This is a genomic window from Aeromonas sp. Lyrl_2 (assembly GCF_051948815.1).
In the GTDB taxonomy this organism is placed as follows: Bacteria; Pseudomonadota; Gammaproteobacteria; order Enterobacterales; family Aeromonadaceae; genus Aeromonas; species Aeromonas veronii.
In genome coordinates, this window is sequence record NZ_JAYJLJ010000005.1 from 25474 (window position 1) to 46266 (window position 20793).

The window sequence follows — 20793 nt, forward strand, 5'->3', positions numbered from 1 at the left end:
GGGCCTTTTGGCAGTTTACCTGATCCCCTTTGGGATCAATAAGCTGAGGATCACGTTTTATGCCTTATGGGCAGCCGCTTTCTTGGCCGCAACGGCAATGTTCTCATGCTTGAGGGTCATCGCCAGCAGGATGATGGAGAGCACGCAGGAGACGGTCAGCACCATGAAGCCGCCATCCCAACCGAAGTGGTCAACGGTATAACCCAGCATGGCGTTGGCTGCCACGGCGCCGCCCAGATAACCGAACAGACCGGTGAAACCTGCCGCAGTACCGGCTGCTTTCTTCGGTGCCAGCTCAAGAGCATAGAGGCCAATCAGCATGACAGGGCCGTAGATCAGGAAGCCGATTGCCACCAGCGCCATCATGTCGATGGTCGGGTTGCCGGCCGGGTTGAACCAGTAAACCAGCACAGCCAGGGTGACCAGCACCATGAACAGGATACCGGCTGGGGCGCGGCGGCCCTGGAACATCTTGTCAGAGATCCAGCCACACAGCAGGGTACCCGGAATACCGGCCCACTCGTAGAGGAAGTAAGCCCAGGAGGAGTTGTCGACGGTGAAGTGCTTGGCCTCTTTCAGGTAGGTTGGCGCCCAGTCCAGCACACCGTAACGAATGAGGTAAACGAAAGCGTTGGCGATCGCGATGTACCACAGCAGTTTGTTGTGCAGCACGTACTTGACGAAGATCTCCTTGGCGGAAAACTCCTGCTCGTGGCTCTCGTTGTAATCCTTCGGATAGTCGTTCTTGTACTCCTCGATAGGAGGCAAACCGACCGATTGCGGGGTATCACGCATCACGAAGAAGGCGATCACCGCGATGGCGGCCGCCGCTGCCGCAGGCACATAGAAAGCGCTGCGCCAGTCGTTGAACCAGCCCATCCCGAGGATAAACAGCGGGCCAATCATGCCGCCACCCACGTTGTGGGCCACGTTCCAGACCGCAACCACTTCACCGCGCTCTTTCTGTGACCACCAGTGCACCATGGTGCGACCGCAGGGCGGCCAGCCCATGCCCTGTGCCCAACCGTTCAGGAACAACAGCACAAACATGATGGCAATGCTGGAAGTGGCCCAGTGCATGGTACCCATCATGAACATGATGGCAGCCGAGAGCAGCAGACCGGCGGAGAGGAAGTAACGGGCGTTGGAACGGTCAGAGACGTTCCCCATCAGGAACTTGGACAAACCGTAAGCGATGGAGACCCCGGAGAGCGCGAAACCGAGATCACCACGGGAGAAGCCCTGCTCGATCAGATAGGGCATCGCCAGACTGAAGTTTTTCCGTACCAGATAGTAGCCGGCGTAACCGAAGAAGATCCCGAAAAACACCTGCCAACGCATGCGTTTGTAGAAGGGGTCGACCTTGTCAGCCGGGAGCCTGTCGATGTGCGCCGCAGGCCTGAAGAGACTAAGCATGTTCTGCTTCCTTATTGTTGTTATGGGCGGTTGAGGATGCCCTGACCATTCCGACGAATCATGTGAGTCCGCTGATTCGTAAGCGAGCCTATTGTGCTCATATGCGCTCATTTAATCTGTGATGCATGCTCAAATATTGCAGTTTTATTACAAATAAAAGCTTCAAATGAGAAATCACTCAGCAAGCGCCAGCCCTTGTGTGGCAAGGGTTGCGAGTTACCCCCTAAGTGGTAACTGGCGGTTATCAAGATGCTTTACGTCACATTTTCTTAGCAATGAGTGGGATCTTGTCCACATTTCCTATGGAGGGGGGATGGTGAAATTATTGGGAAGGGTTATTTTCTGTCACGACCGATAACGAGCGCAAACGAGCATAACGTTTGCGCAAGACGCAAAAACAACAAGGAAACGTTTTCGGCAGCAACGGATAGACACAAAAAGATAAAACGGAACATCAAACCTCTACGGGTGGATATAAGGAACAAAAGTATGAGCATACAAAGACCCAATACCCTGCTTGGCGAGTGCATCGCCGAGTTTATCGGAACCGGCCTGCTGATATTTTTCGGCGTCGGATGTGTGGCGGCACTGGTGCTGGCAGGTGCCAACTTCGGGCAGTGGGAAATCTCCATTACCTGGGGTCTGGGTGTGGCCATCGCCATCTATGTGACCGGCGGCATTTCAGGTGCTCACCTGAACCCGGCTGTAACCCTGGCGCTGATGACCTTCTGCGGTTTCGACAAGCGCAAGGTGGTACCCTACATCATCGCCCAGATAGCCGGTGCCTTCTGCTTCGCGGCCCTTGTCTACTTCCTTTATGGTAACCTTTTCACCCAGTGGGAAGTGACCCATAACGTGGTGCGTGGCAGCGTCGAGAGCCTCGGCACCGCCGGGATCTTCTCCACCTACCCCAATGCCCTGCTGACCAATATGCAAGCTTTTGCCGTCGAGCTGGTGATCACCGCCGTCCTGATGCTGGGCATCATGGCGCTGGGTGACAACAACAACGGCGCTCCCAAAGGTTTCGCAGCCGCACTGCTGATCGGTATCCTGATCGCGGTGATCGGTGCCTCCCTTGGCCCGTTAACCGGTTTTGCCATGAACCCGGCCCGTGACTTTGGTCCGAAACTGTTCGCGTTCTTTGCTGGCTGGGGTGATGTTGCCCTGACCGGTGGTCGTGACAACCCCTACTTCTGGGTTCCGATCCTTGGCCCCATCGTTGGCGCCCAGATTGGTACCGCTCTGTATGTCAAAGTGCTGGCTCCCTGCGTCCCGGGCAACCGTGTCGTCACCACCGAGCAAGCGACCCAAACCGCCAAAGAAGAGGCTGCCGCATAAGAGCGGCCCCCTCCAACGTATAAAAACGTGGAAAATAGAAACGTGGAGAACATCATGTCTGCTGAAAAGAAATATGTCGTCGCTCTGGACCAGGGAACCACCTCTTCCCGCGCCATCGTCTTTGATCAGGATGCCAATATCGTTGGCACCTCCCAGCGCGAATTCACCCAGCACTACCCGAAAGCGGGCTGGGTAGAGCACGACCCGATGGAGATCTGGGCAACCCAATCCTCCGTCTTCACTGAAGTGCTGGCCAAGACTGGCCTTCGCAGCGAAGAGATCGCCGCCATAGGTATCACCAACCAGCGTGAAACCACTGTCGTGTGGGAAAAGGCCACCGGCAAGCCCATCTACAACGCCATCGTCTGGCAGTGCCGCCGCACCGCAGCCATCTGTGAAGAGCTGAAAGCACGCGGTCTGGAAGAGTACGTGCGTGAAAACACTGGTCTGGTACTGGATGCCTACTTCTCCGGTACCAAAGTGAAGTGGATCCTCGACAACGTCGAAGGTGCCCGCGAGAAGGCGATGAACGGCGAGCTGCTGTTCGGCACCATCGACACCTGGCTGGTCTGGAAGATGACCAACGGTGAAGTGCACGTCACCGACCCGACCAACGCCTCCCGTACCATGCTCTACAACATCCGCGACCTGAAGTGGGATCAGCGCATGCTGGACGAGCTGGGCATCCCCATGTCCATGCTGCCGGAAGTGAAACCCTCCTCTGAGGTATATGGCTACACCACCCGTGGCGGCGGCTCCCGCATCCCCATCGCCGGTATTGCCGGTGACCAGCAGTCTGCCCTGTTCGGTCAGCTCTGCTTCGAGAAAGGGATGGCCAAGAATACCTACGGCACAGGCTGCTTCATGCTGATGAACACAGGTACCGAACCGGTTCGCTCCAGCAACGGCCTGCTGACCACCGTCGCCATTGGCCCGAAAGGGGAAGTGAACTACGCGCTGGAAGGTGCGGTGTTTATGGGCGGCGCTACCATCCAGTGGCTGCGTGACGAACTGAAAATCATCCACGATGCCCGTGACACAGACTACTTCGCCTCCAAGGTGGGCGACACCAACGGCGTCTATCTGGTGCCGGCCTTCGTCGGTCTGGGCGCCCCCTACTGGGATCCGTATGCTCGCGGCACCATGGTCGGTCTGACCCGTGGCGCCAACCGCAACCACATCATCCGTGCTGCGCTGGAATCCATCGCCTATCAGAGCCGCGATGTGCTGGATGCCATGCAGCAGGACTCCGGCATCAAGCTGGCAGCGCTGAAAGTAGACGGCGGCGCCGTAGCCAACGACTTCCTGATGCAGTTCCAGGCTGACATGATGCACACCCCGGTGGTACGTCCGACCCGCATCGAGACCACCGCCATGGGCGCCGCCTTCCTGGCAGGTCTGGCAGTCGGCTTCTGGAAGAGCTCGGACGAGCTGGAAGACAAGTTCAGCGTGGACCGCGAGTTCATCCCGCAGATGGACAGAGACGATCGCGCCAAACGTTACAGCGGCTGGCAAAAAGCGGTTGAGCGTTCACGCCGTTGGGCTGAAGAGGAGTGATCGGGCATCCGACATTCTGTTGAGAGAAACCCCAGAGAGGCCGACCGCAATGTCGGCCTCTCTTTTTATGCTTTCCCTTGCCGCTATCTGCCCCCTTCCCCGCTCATTGTTCCCTCCTGTTTTTCTGCCGCCCTCTGTTGTCATCATCCACCACAACGCAATTGAGTTCTCTATCTATAATCATCATCTGGGTCGCATATGCGACCTTATTTATGAGGAGAGCGATATGGAGAGGGCGATACACCGTTTTACACTGCACTCACTCTGGTCAGGGCTCGGGATCCGCACCCGGATCCTCGCTGGCGTGGCGATACTGATGGCCATCGCCATCAGCTGCATCACCTTGATCCTCGAGCAGATATCCCACAGTCAGGCCCAGCAGCGGGTCGAACGCTACGAGCTGCCAAGCAGCGTGGATCGCATTGCCAACCAGCTGACAGCCCAGCTTATCCAGCACCTGACCGAAGCGCAGGCGCTGGCCAGCAACCGTTTTGTCATCGACTGGCTGACCGCTGGCATGCCAGAGCAAGAGTGGCCCGCCATGGAGCGCTACTTTCAGGATCTGCAACGGCGGATCGGCGGCAACGTCTTTATCGCCCCCCGCCAGAGCAACACCCTGATCAACTTCAGCGGCGGCCCCACCGCCCAGAAATCGCTGAGCGAATCAGACCCGAAAGATGGGTGGTTTTTCGGCTTTCTCAAACGCAGCAAACCCTATGAGCTGAACCTCGACATCTCCGATTTTGACAAGCGCGCCTCCCTCTATATCAACACCGCCGTCACCCACGAGGGCAAAACCCTGGCGGTGGCAGGCACCTCCATCGACATGAGCGCCCTGAGCAAACTCATCAGCGGCTACCGGATCGGCAAGAGTGGTCAGGTCTATCTGGCGGACATGGAGGGCAATATCGAGATCCACCCCGAGCAGGAGGTGGAAGGCGCCGCCCACCACCAGCAATCCTTCCTCGATACCGTCAAGCGGCTTATTCCCAATGCCCGGGAACAGGTGGCCGTAGAGGCGCTAACACTGGAGGGGCAAACCTACCTCATCGCGGTGCGTTACATCCCCACCCTCAACCGGCTGCTGATTGGCGAGATCAACAGCGCCGAGCTGGAAGAGGGCCTGCAGGAATCCCGCCAGCTCATTATCATGGTGTCGCTCGCCATCGGCGGGATCGCCATGCTGGCCTCCGCCTGGCTGGCTCACTCCATCAGTCGCCCCATTCGTCAGGCTGCCGATGGCATGCACCACATCACTGCCGATCGGGATCTGGCAACCCGCCTCGACTTCTCTGACGAGTCGGAGCTGGGGCTGATGGCCCAAAGCTTCAATCGGCTGATCCAGAGCCTGAACCAGAGCTTCTCCCGCTTCCAGCAGTCAGGCAGCGCCCTCTCCGCCCAGTCGTCCCAATCCATGCAGCAGGCCCAGGCACTGGCAGGAGAAGCATGCCAGCAGGCCCAGAGCATTCAGGAGCTGACCACTGTGGTCACCACCATCGGTGACAACGCCGAGCAGATCGCCAGCCGCTCTGAGGGGGTCAACGACGTGACCCAACGCATCGCCAACCATATGCTCAGCATCGAGCAGGATGTGACCCAGAGCGCCGCGCAACTCGACAGCTTGCGCAGCAGCATCGGCAGCTCCTCTGCCCTGCTCGATGAAGTGGTGAAAGACAGCAACAACATCACTCAGATCATGAACCTCATCCGCGATGTCTCGAACCAGACCAACCTGCTGGCCCTCAATGCGGCCATCGAAGCGGCCCGGGCAGGGGATATGGGACGGGGCTTTGCGGTGGTGGCCGACGAGGTACGCCAGCTGGCGGTGCGTACCCAGACCGCCACCAAGGATGTGCAGGATCTTATCTTGCGCCTGCAGGAGGGAACGCGGCAGGCCAGCAGCTCGATGGCAGACTCCCGCAACCTGAGCGAAGAGGGATACAACCGGATGAATCAGGCCAGAGAGGTGCTGGTTGATGCCACCAGCCAGATCAACCAGACCGCCCTCGAGATCAACGAGATCAGCGCGCTGGCGCAGGCGCAGAATCAACAGATGGGGCAAGCCAGAACGGCGCTTGACGAGCTGGCCATGGTGGCCGAACACCAGCGGGAACACGCGCAGGAGAGCAATGCCGCCAGCCGCGAACTGTTCGAACTGGCCAAGGCCATCGACGAGCAGATCCGCCAATACCGGATTGGCTAGGCCCGGAGCTTCCCTCTCTCCCTCTCAATAACCAAGACGCCACCACAGGGTGGCGTTTTCATTTTGCAAATCATTTTGCCTGCGCTCTCGAAACGGGAATGACGACAAAACTCGCAAGGTATTGATAATTAACATGAAAAAATGTGGAATGGCCATTGCTTAGTGATATCAGACTCAACAGAGGGATATCGCCATGAAACCGACCACCACTCAAGCGCCCGTAGCCCACGTCGCCACTCAAAAAGAGACACTGACCCCCCGCGAAGGCACCTTCCTGATGATGGTGGCCCAGCTGGTGGTGCTCACCTGCATCGTACTGGCCGCCACCGTCGGCGGCCTCTCATGGCAGTGGACCCTGCTGCTAGCCATTCCGCCGGTGATCGGTGGCGCCCTGCTCAGCCGGGTATGGGGCAAACTGCCCCGCTAACTGCGCTTCAGCTCACACACCTTCCCGAACCGGCGGCCGACCCTCAAGTCGGCCGTCTGTTTATCTGCCACCAGGCTAATGCTGATTGGCCGCAACGAAGGCGCGGCTTGTTCTTCGCCAAGCAAGCCGCAGCGACGAACCATTCAAACAAACCGAACAAACCAACCTGAACTACAGGGTATGGCTGCCCAGCTGCTCTTTGAGAAAATCGAGCCAGACCCGCAGTCGGATATCCCGCTGGGCATCGGAGTAGAAGACCGCATTGATGGGGCGCGAGGCGCCGCTGTTGCTGCGCGCCAGCACCTCCACCAGCGCGCCACTCTCCCGATCCGGCCCGGTCATGAAATCTGACAGACAGACAATCCCCTGCCCCGCCAGCGCCAGCTGACGCAAGGTTTCACCGCTGCTGGCACGCAGGCTGGGGGTGATGGCAAAGCGATCACCCTGCTCGGCACTGAGCAGCGGCCAGTGGTTGAGGTGATCGGGATGCAAAAAGCCGAGCAGCTCGTGATCGCTCAGCAGATCCGCCGGTTGGCGCGGGGTGCCGCGCTCGCTCAAATAGCCAGGGGAAGCCAGCAGCCGCAACCGCGAACGGCCCAGTGGCAGTGCGCGCAGTGAGGAGTCGGTCAGCTCGCCGATGCGGATGGCCATGTCCACCCGCCGCTCCATCAGATTGATAAAGCCCTCCGAACTGTGCAGCTGCAACTCGATGGCAGGGTAGCGGCGGCGAAACTCGCCGATGAGCGGCACCAGCCGGTGCAGAATAAAGGGGGTAGCCGCATCGACTCTCAACACCCCTTCGGGTTGTTCCCGGCGCATCAGCAGATGCCCCTCCGCCTCGCTCATCTCGGTCAGGATCTTCACCGCCCGCTGATAGAACCAGCTCCCCTCCTCGGTCAGACTGACCCGGCGGGTGGTGCGATTAAGCAGCACGGTGGAGAGCTTCTCCTCCAGCCGCTTGATGCCGCGACTCACCACCGAGTTATCCATACCGAGGTTCTCTGCCGCCTGGCGAAAACTGCCCGCCTCCACCACCGCCACAAACAGGGTCAGTTCATCAGAATGGGTCTTCATTGCTGTTATCCGGACAAGAGTAATGGGCCTTTATAGGCGCAGCCGCTGTGGATTAGCAAGCGTGCTCAGAGAGACGATCTTGTTTTTCGAAGAGAAATAACCAGAGAGAATCACTATCTCTCATCCTGTTTAATCAGTAGAATGCTATCAAAAGGAATCGTATGAAGCCATGTTATCAAGGAGATACATTAATGGAGTTTGAAGAACGGCTGGCTATTGCCCATCAACTACTGGCTGACAGTGGCCTCAAGGAATTTCACTACAATCCGTGGCTGTTCAAATTGCTGCGTAAACTCGGCGTCCCCGTCAAGCCGCCTTATTACGCGGGCTGGCTTACCAATTTCCTCTGTTCCGGCCTCTCTATTGCGCCGTTATGGGGTCTGATTATGTGGACATTCGTCTGGCATCCAGAGGGAAGGGATCTTTTATCAGCCCTGTTCAACACAGCCATGTTCGCTGGCGTATTTGGTCTTTTCACCTTAATTGGACTCTGGCTCAAGCGCCGGCAGCTTGGATTGACCCCATGGGAGCAGTTGGAGCACCAGCACATCAGTGAAGGCACAGAGAAGAAGGTTAAAGCTCCTGCTGCCGATTGAAACTGGGTGCAATACAGGCTCTGAAGAGCACACTTTCACAGACTCGGACTCTCACCTTGCCAGATTTCGTTAAATTTTTTATCAGCTTTTCAATTAACTGCCTCATCCAAACCGCCATTGGCCTCTTGGTTCTCGCCTACAGGCTTTTCCGCCACCACAATGGCAACTGGCGCAGCTATCGACGAAGCTGGGATCCTCTCCCTCTATTTGCCTCCATTTTCCTGGGCATGGTGATCGCAAAAAAGCTTCATCCGGCCATCATGACAGCCTTGTAATGATTAGCCATAGCTTGGACGTTCATAGCCACAAATAATCAAGTAGTTCACTAGATGATCAAACATTTGTGCCCTCACTGTGAGATAAGCTGTGGATCAAAGCGTCCATACAGGCCAGTAATATCTCTTTGCGGGTTTTAGGTGGTTTGCCATTGAACGCGCAATCAGCGAAGGTGAGCTGGTGACTCATGCAGAAACAGGGGTGTTGACTACAAATTCAGACAATCATTCATAAAAATTTCTCACTACTGCTATTGCTGCTCTCCCCCCAATACTGTTTTGCGACCAGCGCCCTGTTTCCAGCAAGTCACGGCAGGCATACTGACCCTTCGTTTTTGCCAAGGAGGTTCAGATGTCATCACCCGTGATTGTGATTGCCCAGCTTGAAGCCAAACCCGAATTCGCCCCCCAGTTTCGCGCCGCCCTTGAGCCGCTGATTGCGGCCACCGTGCAAGAGGCGGGCTGCCAGCGCTATCAGCTGCATCAGGACTTGGACAATCCAAACAGCTGGATGCTCTACGAGGTATGGGAGAGCGAAGCGGCCCTCACCGCCCATCAGGGTCAGCCCCACTTTACCGAATTTGTCGCCAAGGCCGAGCCCTGGTTTGCCAGCAGCACCATTCGCCGCTATCAGCCGCTGGGCGCCTGACTGGCCCCTGTGCCACTTTCCACTTAGCCCATCAAGGGCCAACCACCACCCCATTGAGGAACAAGATGATCAATATGCCACCCATGGGTCTGGGCACCTTCCGCCTGAAGGGCGAGCCGCTGCTTGCCACCCTGACCAACGGTCTGGAGCTGGGCTATCGCCATATCGATACCGCCCAGATCTATGACAACGAAGCCGAAGTCGGCGCCGTGCTGACCCGCAGCACTGTTGCCCGTCACGAGATCTACCTGACCACCAAGGTGTGGACCAGCGAGTTTGGCCCGGGCAAGCTGATCCCGAGCCTTGAGGTGAGCCTGGAAAAACTGGGCACCGACTATCTGGATCTGGCGCTGATCCACTGGCCCTCCCCCAAGGATGAGGTGCCGATGGCAGTCTATCTGGAGCAGTTGGCCGAGGCCAAGGCCCGGGGCCTGACCCGGGAGATCGGGGTCTCCAACTTCACCGTGGCCCAGCTCAAACAAGCTATCGAGATTTTGGGGCCGGGGGCCATCGCCCACCAGCAGATCGAAGTTCATCCCTTGCTGCAAAACCGCAAGGTGGTCGAGTTCTGCAAGGCCCAGGGTATCGCCGTCACCGCCTATATGCCGCTCGCCTATGGCAAGGTGCTGAGCGAGCCGCTGCTGATGGAGATTGGCAAACGCCACGGGGTATCGGCGGCGCAGGTGTCGCTGGCCTGGCTGCTGGCGCAGGATATGACAGTGATCCCGAGCTCCACCAAGCGGGAGAATCAGGCCGCCAATCTGGCCGCCCTCGATATCACCTTGAGTAACGAGGAGATGGCCGCCATCGCCACGCTGGATCGGGGTGAGCGCTGCGCCAATCCCGACTTTGCCCCCGCATGGGACTAACGCGAAAAAAGGGCAGGTTCTGCCGACCAGCCAGATAAAACAGGGAGAGCATCATGCTCTCCCTGTCTCTTTTCTTGCCTCACGCTTTGCAGCGCTTGCTGAACGTCCAGCCGCCATATTGATGCCAGATGCAGCCCCGCAATCAGGGCGCGTTCTGGCAAAGGGCGGGATCGAACACTTGCTTCCAGTCTGATTTCATATCGACCACCACCCAGCCCCGCGCTTTTGCCTGTGCCAGCCCGTCGATCAGCTTGCCGCTGGCAGGCGGATGGCTGTCGTAGGCGTATTCGCGCTTGGCATCGGTGTGGTGCACCAGCAGGCCGAAGGTGTGGTAATCCGGGTTGGTCGAGGTGTATTGCAGCATGGGCACGTCGCCATCGCTGTTACCAAAGGCGCCGACCGGACGCTGCCCCATAAAGAGGTGAATGGCGGCCGGTTTCGCCTTGCTGTCATCGAAATAGGCGCCGTTCATGGTCTTGCGGATCTCGCTGCCCTCCCCGGTCAGGGCAAACTCGCCGAGGGTAAAGGAGCCAATCACCTGCTGGGGCGGGATGCCATACATCTGCTCGGACATCACCCGCATAAAATCGACGCCACCGCCGGAGACAATCCAGGTCTGGAAGCCATTATCCCGCAGATACCCCAGCAGCTGCTTCATCGGCAGATACCCGAGCTGATCATAGTGGCAGCCAAAACGGGGATCCTTGCTGCTGTTGACCCAGCGAGTGACCCGCTCGGCAAACTCGGTGGTAGTCATGCCGCTGTGGGTCAGTCCCACCAACTTGGCGAGCCCCTTCTCCCCCGATTTGGCCACGGCCTTGAGGTCGTTGTTCAACACTGCCGCGACGATGGGGTCGGCCTTCCACTCCGGGTGTTCCGGCGCCAGGCGCTTGATCTCGTCCATCGCAAACAGCAGCTGATAGGTCATGGGCGCTTCCGGCCAGAGGGTGCCGTCATTGTCAAACACCACATGGCGCTTCTCTGGTGGAATAAAAGTGGCCTGCTGCTGATCGGTGGCATTGGTCACCCAGCGGGTAATCGCCTGCTTGGCCGCCGTGTCATTCCAGGCAGAGAGGGGGTCGCTCTGGCCAGCCTGTACCGCAAAGGCGCCACACAGCAGCAAAAGAGAGGAGAGTCGATTCAATGTCATCATGTTACCTGTCAGCTGGATATTGCCTGTCTATTGCCTGTAGATGAAAGCGCACGGCCATCACAACACCGGCGCGCATGGGTTCAACACACACGGGTTTCACAGGGAAAATCCTATGGCGGCCAGCTTGTACTGGAGCTTAAGCAAGCTCAGAAAAGGAGCAGCGTTCATCCCGTTTTGCGAGGCAGATCACTGCGTTGCGCTCACGCAGCGGGCAACACAACCCCCTCCCCCCCATCGCCATTGCTGCTGATTTGGCAAAAGTAATTTGATGTCACCGTCATTTTTGCCAACAAAACCCATCGGCATACTGGCGCCATTCTCCCGTCGGGAGCCCCTAACCAAGGAGTTGTTATGCCACTGGCGTTATTTGCCCTTACCCTGAGTGCCTTTGCGATAGGCACCACCGAATTTGTGATCGTGGGGCTTATCCCCACCATCGCAGAGCAGCTCAATGTCTCGCTCCCCTCGGCGGGCCTGCTGGTCAGCCTCTATGCCCTTGGGGTGGCCATCGGCGCCCCCGTGCTCACGGCGCTCACCGGCAAGGTGCCGCGCAAGTGGCTGCTGGTGGGGCTGATGGCACTCTTTACCGCCGGCAACCTGCTGGCCTGGCAGGCCCCCGGTTACGAGAGCCTGATTGTGGCCCGCATCCTGACCGGATTGGCGCACGGGGTCTTCTTCTCGGTGGGCAGCACCATCGCCACAGGTCTTGTGGCCAAAGAGAAGGCGGCGAGCGCCATCGCCATCATGTTCAGCGGCCTCACCGTGGCGCTGGTGACCGGCGTACCGCTCGGCACCTGGATTGGTCAGGTCTTTGGCTGGCGTGAAACCTTTCTGGTGGTGAGCCTGCTCGGCCTCGTCGCCATGGTGGGTAGCCTGCTGCTGATCCCGAATAACCTGCCCAAGGGGGCAGCCTCGACCATCCGCGAGCAACTCTCGGTACTGACCAAAAAGCCGCTGCTGCTGGTCTACGCCAAGACCGCCCTCGGTTATGGCGGCGCCTTCACGGCGTTTACCTTCCTCGCCCCCATCCTGCAGCAGGTGAGTGGCTTTAGCGCCGGTGCGGTGAGCCTGATCCTGCTGGTCTACGGGGTATCGGTCGCCGTCGGCAATATCTGGGGTGGCAAGCTGGCCGACAAGATGGGTCCCCTGCCTGCGCTGAAGCTGCTGTTTGCCGGTCTGGCGCTAGTGCTGCTGGCCCTCACCTTCACCGCCCCCCATCCAGTGCTGGCCGTGCTCACCGTGCTGGTGTGGGGCGCCTTTGCCTTCGGCAACGTGCCGGGTCTGCAGGTACTGGTGGTGAAGCAGGCCGAGCTGCACACACCCAAGGCGGTGGATGTGGCATCGGGCCTCAATATCGCCGCCTTCAACGTCGGCATTGCGCTGGGATCTGTGGTCGGTGGTTTTGTGGTGGAACACCTCGGCCTGATGCACACCCCCTGGATCGGCGCCCTTATCGTGCTGCTGGCCTACGGACTGACCCATGTCAGCGAGCGGCAGGCCGCCCGGGTTGCCCTCCCCGCCTAAGTGACCCTTCCAGCAAGATGCAAAAAAGGCCGACACCTGTGTCGGCCTTTTCATGGCTGCGTCTCAAGACTCCTTGAGATCCTCATCGGCGGCCCAGCGCGCCTCCAGCCAGAGCAGGTTGACCAGCCCGCACAACAGGGCGAAGCCCAGCCCCAGAATCCAGGTGAAATACCACATATCGCATGATCCTTTGGTTAAAGAGGGTTAGTAGAGGCTGTGGCCGTGCTGGCGGATCTGCTGGGCGCTCATCTTGCCGCGCACCACCCGGTAGACCCAGAGGGTGTAGCCGATGTTGATTGGCATCAGCACCCCGACAATCCCCAGCATGATAAAGAGGGTGCGCTCGCTGGAGGTGCTGTCCCACAGGGTCAGGCTGCTGGAAGGATCCAGCGACGAGGGCAGCACGAACGGGAACAGGGCGATGGCGATGGTCAGCATCATGCTGGCGCAGGCGCCGCCGCTGGCGAGCAGGGCCGTGCGCGGCAGCTCGCGGGCGCTGGCCAGGCTGCTCACCATGGGCAGCACCAGGCCAAGTGCCGGCACGCACCAGAGCCAGGGATGGGCGACGAAGTTGGCAAGCCAGCCCTGCTGGGCCATCCCCACCTCCTTCATCAGCGGGGTGAGCGCCCCGTTGATATCACCAATCTCCAGCACCCGGTAACCGGCCATCTGGCTGAGCCAGACGCCGCCCAGGGCAAACAGGCCGCTCGCCAGCGGACCGAGCCAGAGGCTCTGGCGGGCGCAGCGCCGGGCGATCTCCCCCTGGGTCTTGCACTGCAGGAAGCTGGTGCCGTGCAGCAACAGCAGCGCCAGCGCCGTTCCCATGCAGGTCAACAGCAGCGGCCAGTGGAAGTCAAAGGCTCCGTAGTGGATGCGAAGGGCCGCATCGAAGCGAAACGGCAGCCCCTGCAGCAAAAAGCCGAGGGTTGCCCCAAACACCAGAGTCGGCAGCAGACCGCCCACCACCAGGGCGCGATCCCACCAGCGGCGCCAGACCGGGTCCGCCAGCTTGCTGCGATAGTCAAAACCGACCGGCCGCAGGAACAGGCCGAACAGCAGGAACATGAAGGGCACGTAGAGCGCCGAGAAGGCGGCGGCATAGACCAGCGGCCAGGCGGCAAACAGGGCGCCGGCCCCGGCGATGAGCCACACCTGGTTGCCCTCCCACACCGGCCCCACGCTGTTGAGCAGCACCCGCCGCTCCTCGTCGTTCTTGGCCACCACCGGCAGCAGCATGGCCACGCCGAGATCGAAGCCATCCATCACCACGAAGCCGACCAGCATGAACAGCACCAGCCCCCACCAGATCAATTTCAGGGTTTCGTAATCCATCAGGCAGGACTCCCGTTTTGCAACACTTCACCTTGATAGCGACCCGTCTGCAGGCTGGCGGGCCCTTTGCGGATCACATGACGCAACAAGAACAACTCCACCACCAGCAGGCTGGTGTAGATGAGACAGATGGAGATCAGGCTGAACCAGAGCTGGCCCGGGGTCAGCAAGGAGACGGACGCCGACACCGGCAGCACGTCGCTGATGGTCCACGGCTGGCGACCGAACTCGGCCACGAACCAGCCCGCCTCGATGGCAATCCAGGGCAGCGGAATAGACCAGAACAGGGCCTTGAGCAGACGCGGGGATTGCACTAGCTTGCCCCGGCACAGTTGCAGGAAGGCGGCAGCAAACAGCGCCAACAGCACCACGCCGATGCCCACCATCAGCCTAAAGCTCCAAAACAGCGGCGCCACCTGGGGGATGGAGTCCGCTACCGCCTTGGCAATGGCCACCTCGTCCGCCTTGCCAATCTCCTTGGCATAGGGGGTGAGCAAGAGGCCGTAACCCAGATCCTGGCGATGACGCTCGAAGGTGGCTCGCGCCGCCTGATTGCTGCCATCGGCCCGCATCGCTTCGAGCGCCTCGTGGGCCAGCATGCCGCTGCGAATGCGCGCCTCGTGTCGCGCCTTGAGATCTGTGAGCCCCGTCACCTGCTCATCGAGGGAGCGGGTGGCGATGATGCCCATCAGATAGGGGATCTTCACCGCGGCATGAGTGGTCTCGGCAGCCTGATCCGGAAAGCCGAACAGGGTGAAGGAGGCCGGCGCCGGCTCGGTGTGCCACTCCGCCTCGATGGCGGCCAGCTTCACCTGCTGCACCTCGCCGGTGCGATAGCCCGACTCGTCGCCGAGCACGATGACCGAGAGGATGGCCGCCAGACCAAAGCCCGAGGCAATGGCAAAGGAGCGCAGGGCGAAGCGCACCTCCATGCGGCGCAGCAGATACCAGCTGCTCACCCCCATCACGAACAGGGAGGCCGCCACATAACCCGCCGCCACCGTGTGCACGAACTTGACCTGGGCTACCGGATTGAAGATCACCGCGGCCACGTCCACCAGCTCCATGCGCATGGTCATGGGGTTGAACTCGGCGCCGACCGGGTTTTGCATCCAGCCGTTGGCGATGAGGATCCAGAGCGCGGAGAGGTTGGAGCCGAGCGCCACCAGCATGGTCACCAGCAGGTGCTGACCGCGGGAGAGCTTGTCCCAGCCAAAGAAGAACAGACCCACCAAGGTGGACTCGAGGAAGAAGGCCATCAGCCCCTCCACCGCCAGCGGCGTGCCGAAGATGTCGCCGACATAGTGGGAGTAGTAGGCCCAGTTGGTACCGAACTGGAACTCCAGGGTAATGCCGGTGGTCACCCCCATCACGAAGTTGATGCCAAACAGCTTGCCCCAGAAACGGGTGATGTCTTTGTAGATCACCTTGCCGGTCATCACGTAGGCCGACTCGGCGATCACCAGGATCCAGGACAGCCCCAGGGTGAGGGGCACAAACAGAAAGTGGAACATCGCCGTCGCCCCGAACTGCATTCGGGAGAGGCTGACCACATCATCCAGGCTTATCATGCATGACTCTCTATGTTGCATTTAACAGACAGGTTTTCGCCCGTTAAGTACATCACGGTCCATGACACCTATAACAGATGCAGTTATAGTGAAATACACCTATAACAGTTTAAACCCACCATGTCCCTATACGGCCAGCTGGCAGATCAGCTGCAACAGCAGATAACGAGCGGCCTCTGGCAGCCGGGGGAGCGCATTCCCTCCATCCGCCAGAGCTGCAAGACCCATGGCCTCAGCCCCATGACGGTGCTGCAGGCCTATCAGCTGCTCGAAAGCCGCGGCCTCATCCTGGCACGGCCCCAGTCCGGCTACTACGTCAAGGCCGCCCCCTCCCGCCCGGCCGCCAGCCTGCCCCAGCAGGCGCACTACAGCGGCTCGGTGGACATCAACGATCTGGTGTTCGAGGTGTTGCAGGCCAGCAAGTCGCGGGAACTGGTGCCGCTCGGCATGGCGGTGGCCGATCCCACCCTGTTCCCCCACCCCCAGCTCGGGCGGGCCCTGGCCAGCTGCATGCGCAAGCTCGATCCCTTCAGCACGGTGTCCGACCTTCCCCCCGGCAACGAAGCGCTGCGCCGCGCCATCGCCCAGCGTTACGCCAGCGACGGGGTGGCGGTCAATCCGCAGGAGATCATCATCACCACAGGCGCCATGGAGGCACTCTCCCTCAGTCTGCAGGTGCTGACCGAGCCCGGTGACTGGGTGGTGGTGGAGTCCCCCACCTTCTATGGCGCCCTGCAGGCCATCGAGCGGCTGAAACTCAAGGCGGTGGAGATCCCGGTCATTCCGGGGGTTGGCATCGATCTCGACCTGCTGGCCGACGCCCTCACCCGCATTCCGGTCAAGGCGTGCTGGCTGATGGGCAATGTGCAGCACCCGCTGGGCCACACCATGCCGGATGGTCACAAAGCGCAACTGATGGCACTGCTCAACAGCCATGGGGTGCCGCTGGTGGAGGATGACGTCTATGCCGAGGTCTACTTCGGCCGCGAGCGCCCCAAGCCGATCCGCCACTGGGATCAGCGTGGCGAAAGCCTGCTCTGCAGCTCCTTTTCCAAGTGTCTGGCGCCGGGCTTTCGGGTCGGCTGGGTGGTGGCGGGGCCCCATGCCAAGCGGGTGCAGCGACTGCAGCTGATGTCCACCCTCTCCACCAATGTGCCGAGCCAGCTGGCGCTGGCCGAGATGTTGCGCCAGGGCGGGGTCGATGCCCACTTTCGCCGCCTGCGCCACACCCTGGCCCAGCGCCAGCAGCAGATGCGGGCGGCCCTGCAACGGCTGTTGCCGGACGAGGTACGGATCTCCTCCCCCGATGGCGGCTACTTTCTCTGGCTGGCGCTGCCTGCCCCTTTCGACAGCCGCACCCTGCACGCCAAGGCTCTGGGCAGCGGTTTTTCAGTAGCCCCCGGCGCGCTCTTTTCCAGTCAGGGACAACACAACCACTGCCTGCGCCTCAACAGCTCCCATCCCTGGAGCGAGCAGCTGGAGCAGGCCCTCACCCGACTGGCCGCGCTGATTGCCGCGCAGCTCGGTGAAAAGTAACGAGACAAAGAGCCGCTGGCGAAACGAACAAAGGCCCGTAACGGGCCTTTGTAGTTGGGGAGTGACGCGGCGTTACTCGCCATAACAAACAGCTCATCTGGCCATGATCTGCGACTGCACCTTGAAGCCCAGCGCCTCGTAGAGCGCTTGGGCACGCTCGTTGAAGGCCATCACTTCCAGCCGGATTTGCTGAGCATCACGGGCCTTGGCCCACTCATCGCAATGGGCGATCAGCGCCTTGCCAATCCCGCGGGAGCGGTGCTGCTCATCCACCACCACGGAGCCGATCCGGCAAATCGGCGCACGGGTGAGAAACGGCACGCTCTCATTGATGTCGATCCGCGCCGTCAAAAAGCCCACCACCATGCCATCCTGCTCGGCAACGCAGAACAGACGCCCTTCCGCGCCGATGGAGCTCAGCAAAAATGCCCGCTCCTCTGGCGAAGGGGGGCAGAACACTTCGGGATAGTGCTGATGGTGGATCTCTCCTATCTGCCGGTTCAGCTCGACAATGGCGTCGATATCCAGTTCGCTTGCCTTGCGTATCTCCAACGGTTGCTCCTTGCGAAAAGGTGATGGTCCTGCGCCATCTTAGGGGCTGTGCTCAGCAATCCAAATAGGCTCATCCGCATCTTTTGACGGGCAGCAGAAACAACAACGCCCCTTGAGCGGGGCGTTATCGGCAATCCATGGCGGTAAAGGTATCAGGCGGGGGCGTTAAGTTGGGCCACCTGACGCTCGATGCTCCCTTTGAGGTTGTCATCGAGCTTGAGGGCGCGCGCCAGTTCGTCGAGATAGCCTCGCTCCATAAAGTGATCCACTTCGATGGCGAGCAGGGAGGCGAGATAGACCTCGGTGGCCAGCTCCATGTCGGTCACTTCCCGTGCCAGCGCGTGGGGATCGAGGGGACGGGCCAGCTCGGCGTCAATCCAGCGGGCGACATCGCTCTGGCCCTGTTCGGTCAGGTACTCCTGAATCTTCTGGCGCTCGGCGCCGTCGATATGGCCATCGGCCCGGGCCGCAGCCACCATGGCGCGCACCAAAAGCGCCGCGCGGGCATCCAGCGCATTGCCTTCCAGCCCACTGATGGGATGGGTGGGCTGGGCGGGCGCCGCCTGCTGGGCCTGCCAATCCTGATAGAGCTTGTAGGCCAGCCCGCCAAGGGCTGCGGCGCCGCCCACGGCAGCGGCCTTGCCGCCATATTTGCGCACTTTTTTATTGCCCAGCAGCAGACCGAGCGCGCCACCGGCCAGCGCCCCCTGCATCTGCCCCTTGCGCTTGTCTCCGCCTTCGTTGAGCCAGCCTTTGCCTGCCCCCAGCAACTGTTCCAGCATCTGTTTCATGGTGTCACTCCTGCGGCTATGTTCCCGTCGATAGAGCAAGATAGTGACCCCGCCCCCCTGAATCGGGGATGAACCCTTGACCGGGCAGGCCGATGGGGCAAAGCTCAGGGAAACCCTTCAGGCAATAAGGATGTAACTGTGCCCAATCGCGAACTGACTCTGCAATTTCTGGCCGAGCCCTCCGACGTCAATTTCGGCGGCAAGGTCCACGGCGGCATGGTGATGAAGTGGATCGATCAAGCGGGCTATGCCTGCGCCGCTGGCTGGTGCGGCGGCTATGCGGTGACCGTCTATGTGGGGGGGATCCGCTTTTTGCGCCCCATCCAGATTGGCCAACTGGTAGAGGTGCACGCCCAGGTTATCCACACCGGCACCACCAGCATGCACCTGGCGGTGGATGTCTACAGCCGCCACCCCACCGACACCGAGCGCCACAAGACTACCCACTGCATCATCATCTTTGTGGCGATGGATGAGCAGGGCAAACCGACCCCGGTGCCCCAGTGGCAGCCGGTGAGCGAGAGCGATCTGCAGTTGCAGCAGTACGCCAAAAAGCTGATTGCCCTGCGCGAGGAAATCGACAAGGAGATGCGCCAGCACCTCTGATCTTCATGCCTCACAGCCCGACAGAGCGGGCGCTTTCGGCCAACGGCGGCGCCCCTGTATAATCCCTCCTCTTCCCGCAACCGGAACCCTGCCCATGTCACTGGAAACTGCCCCGCCCGAGGTGAAACTCGCGGTGGATCTGATTGAACTGCTGGAAACCAACCAGCTGACCCCCGAGCTGGTACTGGCGGCGCTGGCCATCGTCAAAAATGACTACGAGCGCAAACTGGCGGAGGGGAAGGATCACTGATCCCTCCCCGTACTTTTTCCGCCTTATCTTTCCGACTTCAGTTTTTCCCCACAGAGCCACTCACTGCGGCCCCATCACCTCGTCACAGAGGGCGATCAGGGCCGCGCTCAAACGGGTGAGCGGCTCGCTCCCGCTTCCCCCGGCATGGAGCGCCAGCTCCACCGGCGCCACCTTGGGCCACTGGGTCAGGGCCAGCTGATCGACGGGCATCAACCGTTTGGGCAGCAAGCTCACCCCGATCCCCGCGCTCACCGCCCCCTGCAAACTGGCAAGGCTGGCGCTGACATAGGCAATACGCCAACGCCGCCCCAGGCCATCGAGCGCCTCGGTCATCTGCCGCCGATAGAGCCCTTCGCTCGGGAATACCACCAGCGGCAGCGGATCCCGTTCCCGTGCGGGCCAGTCGCGACTGTCGACCCAGACCAGCGGCTCGCGCCAGCTGGCAAGGGGCGAACCCTGCCCGCGCGTCTGCTTGACCAACGCCAGATCCAGCTCTCCCGCCTCGAAGCGCTGCCAGATCTCGTGACTCAGGCCACTTTGCACCTCTAGCCGCACCTCGGGGTAGTCACGGGCAAAGGCGGCCAGCACAGGAGTCATTGCACCGGCGGCGAAATCCTCCGGCACCCCGAGGCTGAGCGCCACGCTCCCTTCCGTCACTTGTTCTTCGGCCTGCGCCAGCAGCGCCAGAATGCGGCGGGCCAGCCCCAGCAATTTTTCCCCCTCCGCCGTTGCGACCACCTGACGGCCAGCACGATCGAGCAGCGGGCAGCCGAGCTGCTGCTCAAGGCGGCGGATCTGCTGGCTGATGGTGGATTGGGTCAGATGGACCCGTTCACCGGCGCGGGTAAAGCTGCCGGTGTCGATAATGGCGACAAAACTGCGCAGTAACAGGGGATCCAGCATGGGATACTCCATTTACAAAACCACTGAACCCCATTCTATCATTTAATTTCAAAATGACTTTCGACCCCGCTAGGCTGGCGTTTTTGCCTCCTTTGACGGTGATCTGCCATGTTCAGCCCCGATGACTCCGTGTCCCGAATGCCCCCTGTCTCTCCCAGAACCGGAAACTGC

At 60.4% G+C, this 20793-nt stretch carries 20 protein-coding genes; 11 read left to right on the top strand and 9 right to left on the bottom strand.

The window, feature by feature from the left end; translation table 11 throughout:
- Positions 1 to 57: 57 nt before the first annotated feature.
- Positions 58 to 1416: a glycerol-3-phosphate transporter gene (gene glpT, locus VF684_RS05655; protein ID WP_005337540.1), complete on the bottom strand. Its 1359-nt coding sequence runs from the start codon at positions 1414 to 1416 to the stop codon at positions 58 to 60.
- A gap of 489 nt (positions 1417 to 1905) precedes the next feature.
- On the opposite strand from glpT, the gene VF684_RS05660 reads away from it, so the two are divergent.
- The 4 genes from VF684_RS05660 to VF684_RS05675 all read left to right on the top strand — a co-directional run bounded on the left by VF684_RS05660 (position 1906) and on the right by VF684_RS05675 (position 6941).
- A complete protein-coding gene (locus VF684_RS05660; RefSeq protein WP_005337544.1) occupies positions 1906 to 2754 on the top strand; it encodes an MIP/aquaporin family protein in 849 nt (282 codons plus the stop codon).
- Positions 2755 to 2808: 54 nt separating this feature from the next.
- Positions 2809 to 4311 (top strand): glycerol kinase GlpK, encoded by a 1503-nt coding sequence (gene glpK / locus VF684_RS05665; RefSeq protein WP_139441314.1) that lies wholly within the window; start codon positions 2809 to 2811, stop codon positions 4309 to 4311.
- 226 nt (positions 4312 to 4537) lie between these two features.
- The gene (locus tag VF684_RS05670) at positions 4538 to 6514 is read left to right on the top strand and encodes a methyl-accepting chemotaxis protein (protein WP_069555018.1); all 1977 of its coding nucleotides are present in this window, start codon (positions 4538 to 4540) and stop codon (positions 6512 to 6514) included.
- 193 nt (positions 6515 to 6707) lie between these two features.
- Positions 6708 to 6941 (top strand): hypothetical protein, encoded by a 234-nt coding sequence (locus VF684_RS05675; protein WP_005337550.1) that lies wholly within the window; start codon positions 6708 to 6710, stop codon positions 6939 to 6941.
- 171 nt (positions 6942 to 7112) lie between these two features.
- Here the strand turns inward: VF684_RS05675 and VF684_RS05680 are convergent, their stop codons facing one another.
- Positions 7113 to 8015, bottom strand: a complete 903-nt coding sequence (locus tag VF684_RS05680; protein ID WP_139441315.1) for a LysR substrate-binding domain-containing protein — start codon at positions 8013 to 8015, stop codon at positions 7113 to 7115.
- A 191-nt stretch (positions 8016 to 8206) separates the two neighbouring features.
- Here VF684_RS05680 and VF684_RS05685 point away from each other — a divergent pair, with 191 nt between their 5' ends.
- From VF684_RS05685 to dkgB, 3 genes are all read left to right on the top strand, one after another.
- Positions 8207 to 8611, top strand: coding sequence for a DUF6404 family protein (locus VF684_RS05685; RefSeq protein ID WP_005350859.1), 405 nt, complete (start codon positions 8207 to 8209; stop codon positions 8609 to 8611).
- Between the two features lie 627 nt (positions 8612 to 9238).
- Positions 9239 to 9535, top strand: coding sequence for a putative quinol monooxygenase (locus VF684_RS05690; protein WP_139441316.1), 297 nt, complete (start codon positions 9239 to 9241; stop codon positions 9533 to 9535).
- A 65-nt stretch (positions 9536 to 9600) separates the two neighbouring features.
- The gene (gene dkgB, locus VF684_RS05695; protein ID WP_257725736.1) at positions 9601 to 10404 is read left to right on the top strand and encodes a 2,5-didehydrogluconate reductase DkgB; all 804 of its coding nucleotides are present in this window, start codon (positions 9601 to 9603) and stop codon (positions 10402 to 10404) included.
- A gap of 142 nt (positions 10405 to 10546) precedes the next feature.
- Here the strand turns inward: dkgB and VF684_RS05700 are convergent, their stop codons facing one another.
- Positions 10547 to 11557, bottom strand: a complete 1011-nt coding sequence (locus VF684_RS05700) for an HAD family hydrolase (protein ID WP_234924718.1) — start codon at positions 11555 to 11557, stop codon at positions 10547 to 10549.
- A gap of 351 nt (positions 11558 to 11908) precedes the next feature.
- Here VF684_RS05700 and VF684_RS05705 point away from each other — a divergent pair, with 351 nt between their 5' ends.
- Positions 11909 to 13081 (top strand): MFS transporter, encoded by a 1173-nt coding sequence (locus tag VF684_RS05705; RefSeq protein ID WP_201912158.1) that lies wholly within the window; start codon positions 11909 to 11911, stop codon positions 13079 to 13081.
- Between the two features lie 63 nt (positions 13082 to 13144).
- Here VF684_RS05705 and cydX read toward each other — a convergent pair whose 3' ends face one another.
- The 3 genes from cydX to VF684_RS05720 are packed head-to-tail and all read right to left on the bottom strand — an operon-like array spanning position 13145 to position 15984.
- Positions 13145 to 13258, bottom strand: coding sequence for a cytochrome bd-I oxidase subunit CydX (gene cydX / locus VF684_RS05710; protein WP_005310033.1), 114 nt, complete (start codon positions 13256 to 13258; stop codon positions 13145 to 13147).
- A 27-nt stretch (positions 13259 to 13285) separates the two neighbouring features.
- The gene (cydB, locus tag VF684_RS05715) at positions 13286 to 14413 is read right to left on the bottom strand and encodes a cytochrome d ubiquinol oxidase subunit II (protein ID WP_139441318.1); all 1128 of its coding nucleotides are present in this window, start codon (positions 14411 to 14413) and stop codon (positions 13286 to 13288) included.
- Complete coding sequence (locus VF684_RS05720) at positions 14413 to 15984, bottom strand: cytochrome ubiquinol oxidase subunit I (protein WP_376898584.1); 1572 nt, start codon at positions 15982 to 15984, stop codon at positions 14413 to 14415. Before VF684_RS05720 ends, cydB begins: the two co-directional genes overlap by 1 nt.
- A 120-nt stretch (positions 15985 to 16104) precedes the next feature.
- Here VF684_RS05720 and VF684_RS05725 point away from each other — a divergent pair, with 120 nt between their 5' ends.
- Positions 16105 to 17520: an aminotransferase-like domain-containing protein gene (locus tag VF684_RS05725; protein ID WP_376898586.1), complete on the top strand. Its 1416-nt coding sequence runs from the start codon at positions 16105 to 16107 to the stop codon at positions 17518 to 17520.
- Between the two features lie 93 nt (positions 17521 to 17613).
- Here VF684_RS05725 and VF684_RS05730 read toward each other — a convergent pair whose 3' ends face one another.
- Both VF684_RS05730 and VF684_RS05735 read right to left on the bottom strand, forming a co-directional pair.
- Positions 17614 to 18072 (bottom strand): GNAT family N-acetyltransferase, encoded by a 459-nt coding sequence (locus VF684_RS05730; RefSeq protein ID WP_150996289.1) that lies wholly within the window; start codon positions 18070 to 18072, stop codon positions 17614 to 17616.
- Positions 18073 to 18224: 152 nt separating this feature from the next.
- Positions 18225 to 18863, bottom strand: coding sequence for a tellurite resistance TerB family protein (locus tag VF684_RS05735; protein WP_042656069.1), 639 nt, complete (start codon positions 18861 to 18863; stop codon positions 18225 to 18227).
- A 138-nt stretch (positions 18864 to 19001) separates the two neighbouring features.
- Here VF684_RS05735 and VF684_RS05740 point away from each other — a divergent pair, with 138 nt between their 5' ends.
- Entirely contained in the window at positions 19002 to 19469 is a 468-nt protein-coding gene (locus VF684_RS05740) for an acyl-CoA thioesterase (protein ID WP_021230653.1), read from the top strand.
- Positions 19470 to 19563: 94 nt separating this feature from the next.
- The gene (gene rsmS / locus VF684_RS05745; protein ID WP_319890000.1) at positions 19564 to 19719 is read left to right on the top strand and encodes a pleiotropic regulatory protein RsmS; all 156 of its coding nucleotides are present in this window, start codon (positions 19564 to 19566) and stop codon (positions 19717 to 19719) included.
- Positions 19720 to 19779: 60 nt separating this feature from the next.
- On the opposite strand, the gene VF684_RS05750 is transcribed toward rsmS, so the two are convergent.
- Positions 19780 to 20622 carry a LysR family transcriptional regulator gene (locus tag VF684_RS05750; protein WP_376898589.1) on the bottom strand — a complete coding sequence of 281 codons (843 nt, stop codon included), beginning with the start codon at positions 20620 to 20622 and terminating at the stop codon, positions 19780 to 19782.
- Positions 20623 to 20793: the final 171 nt, after the last annotated feature.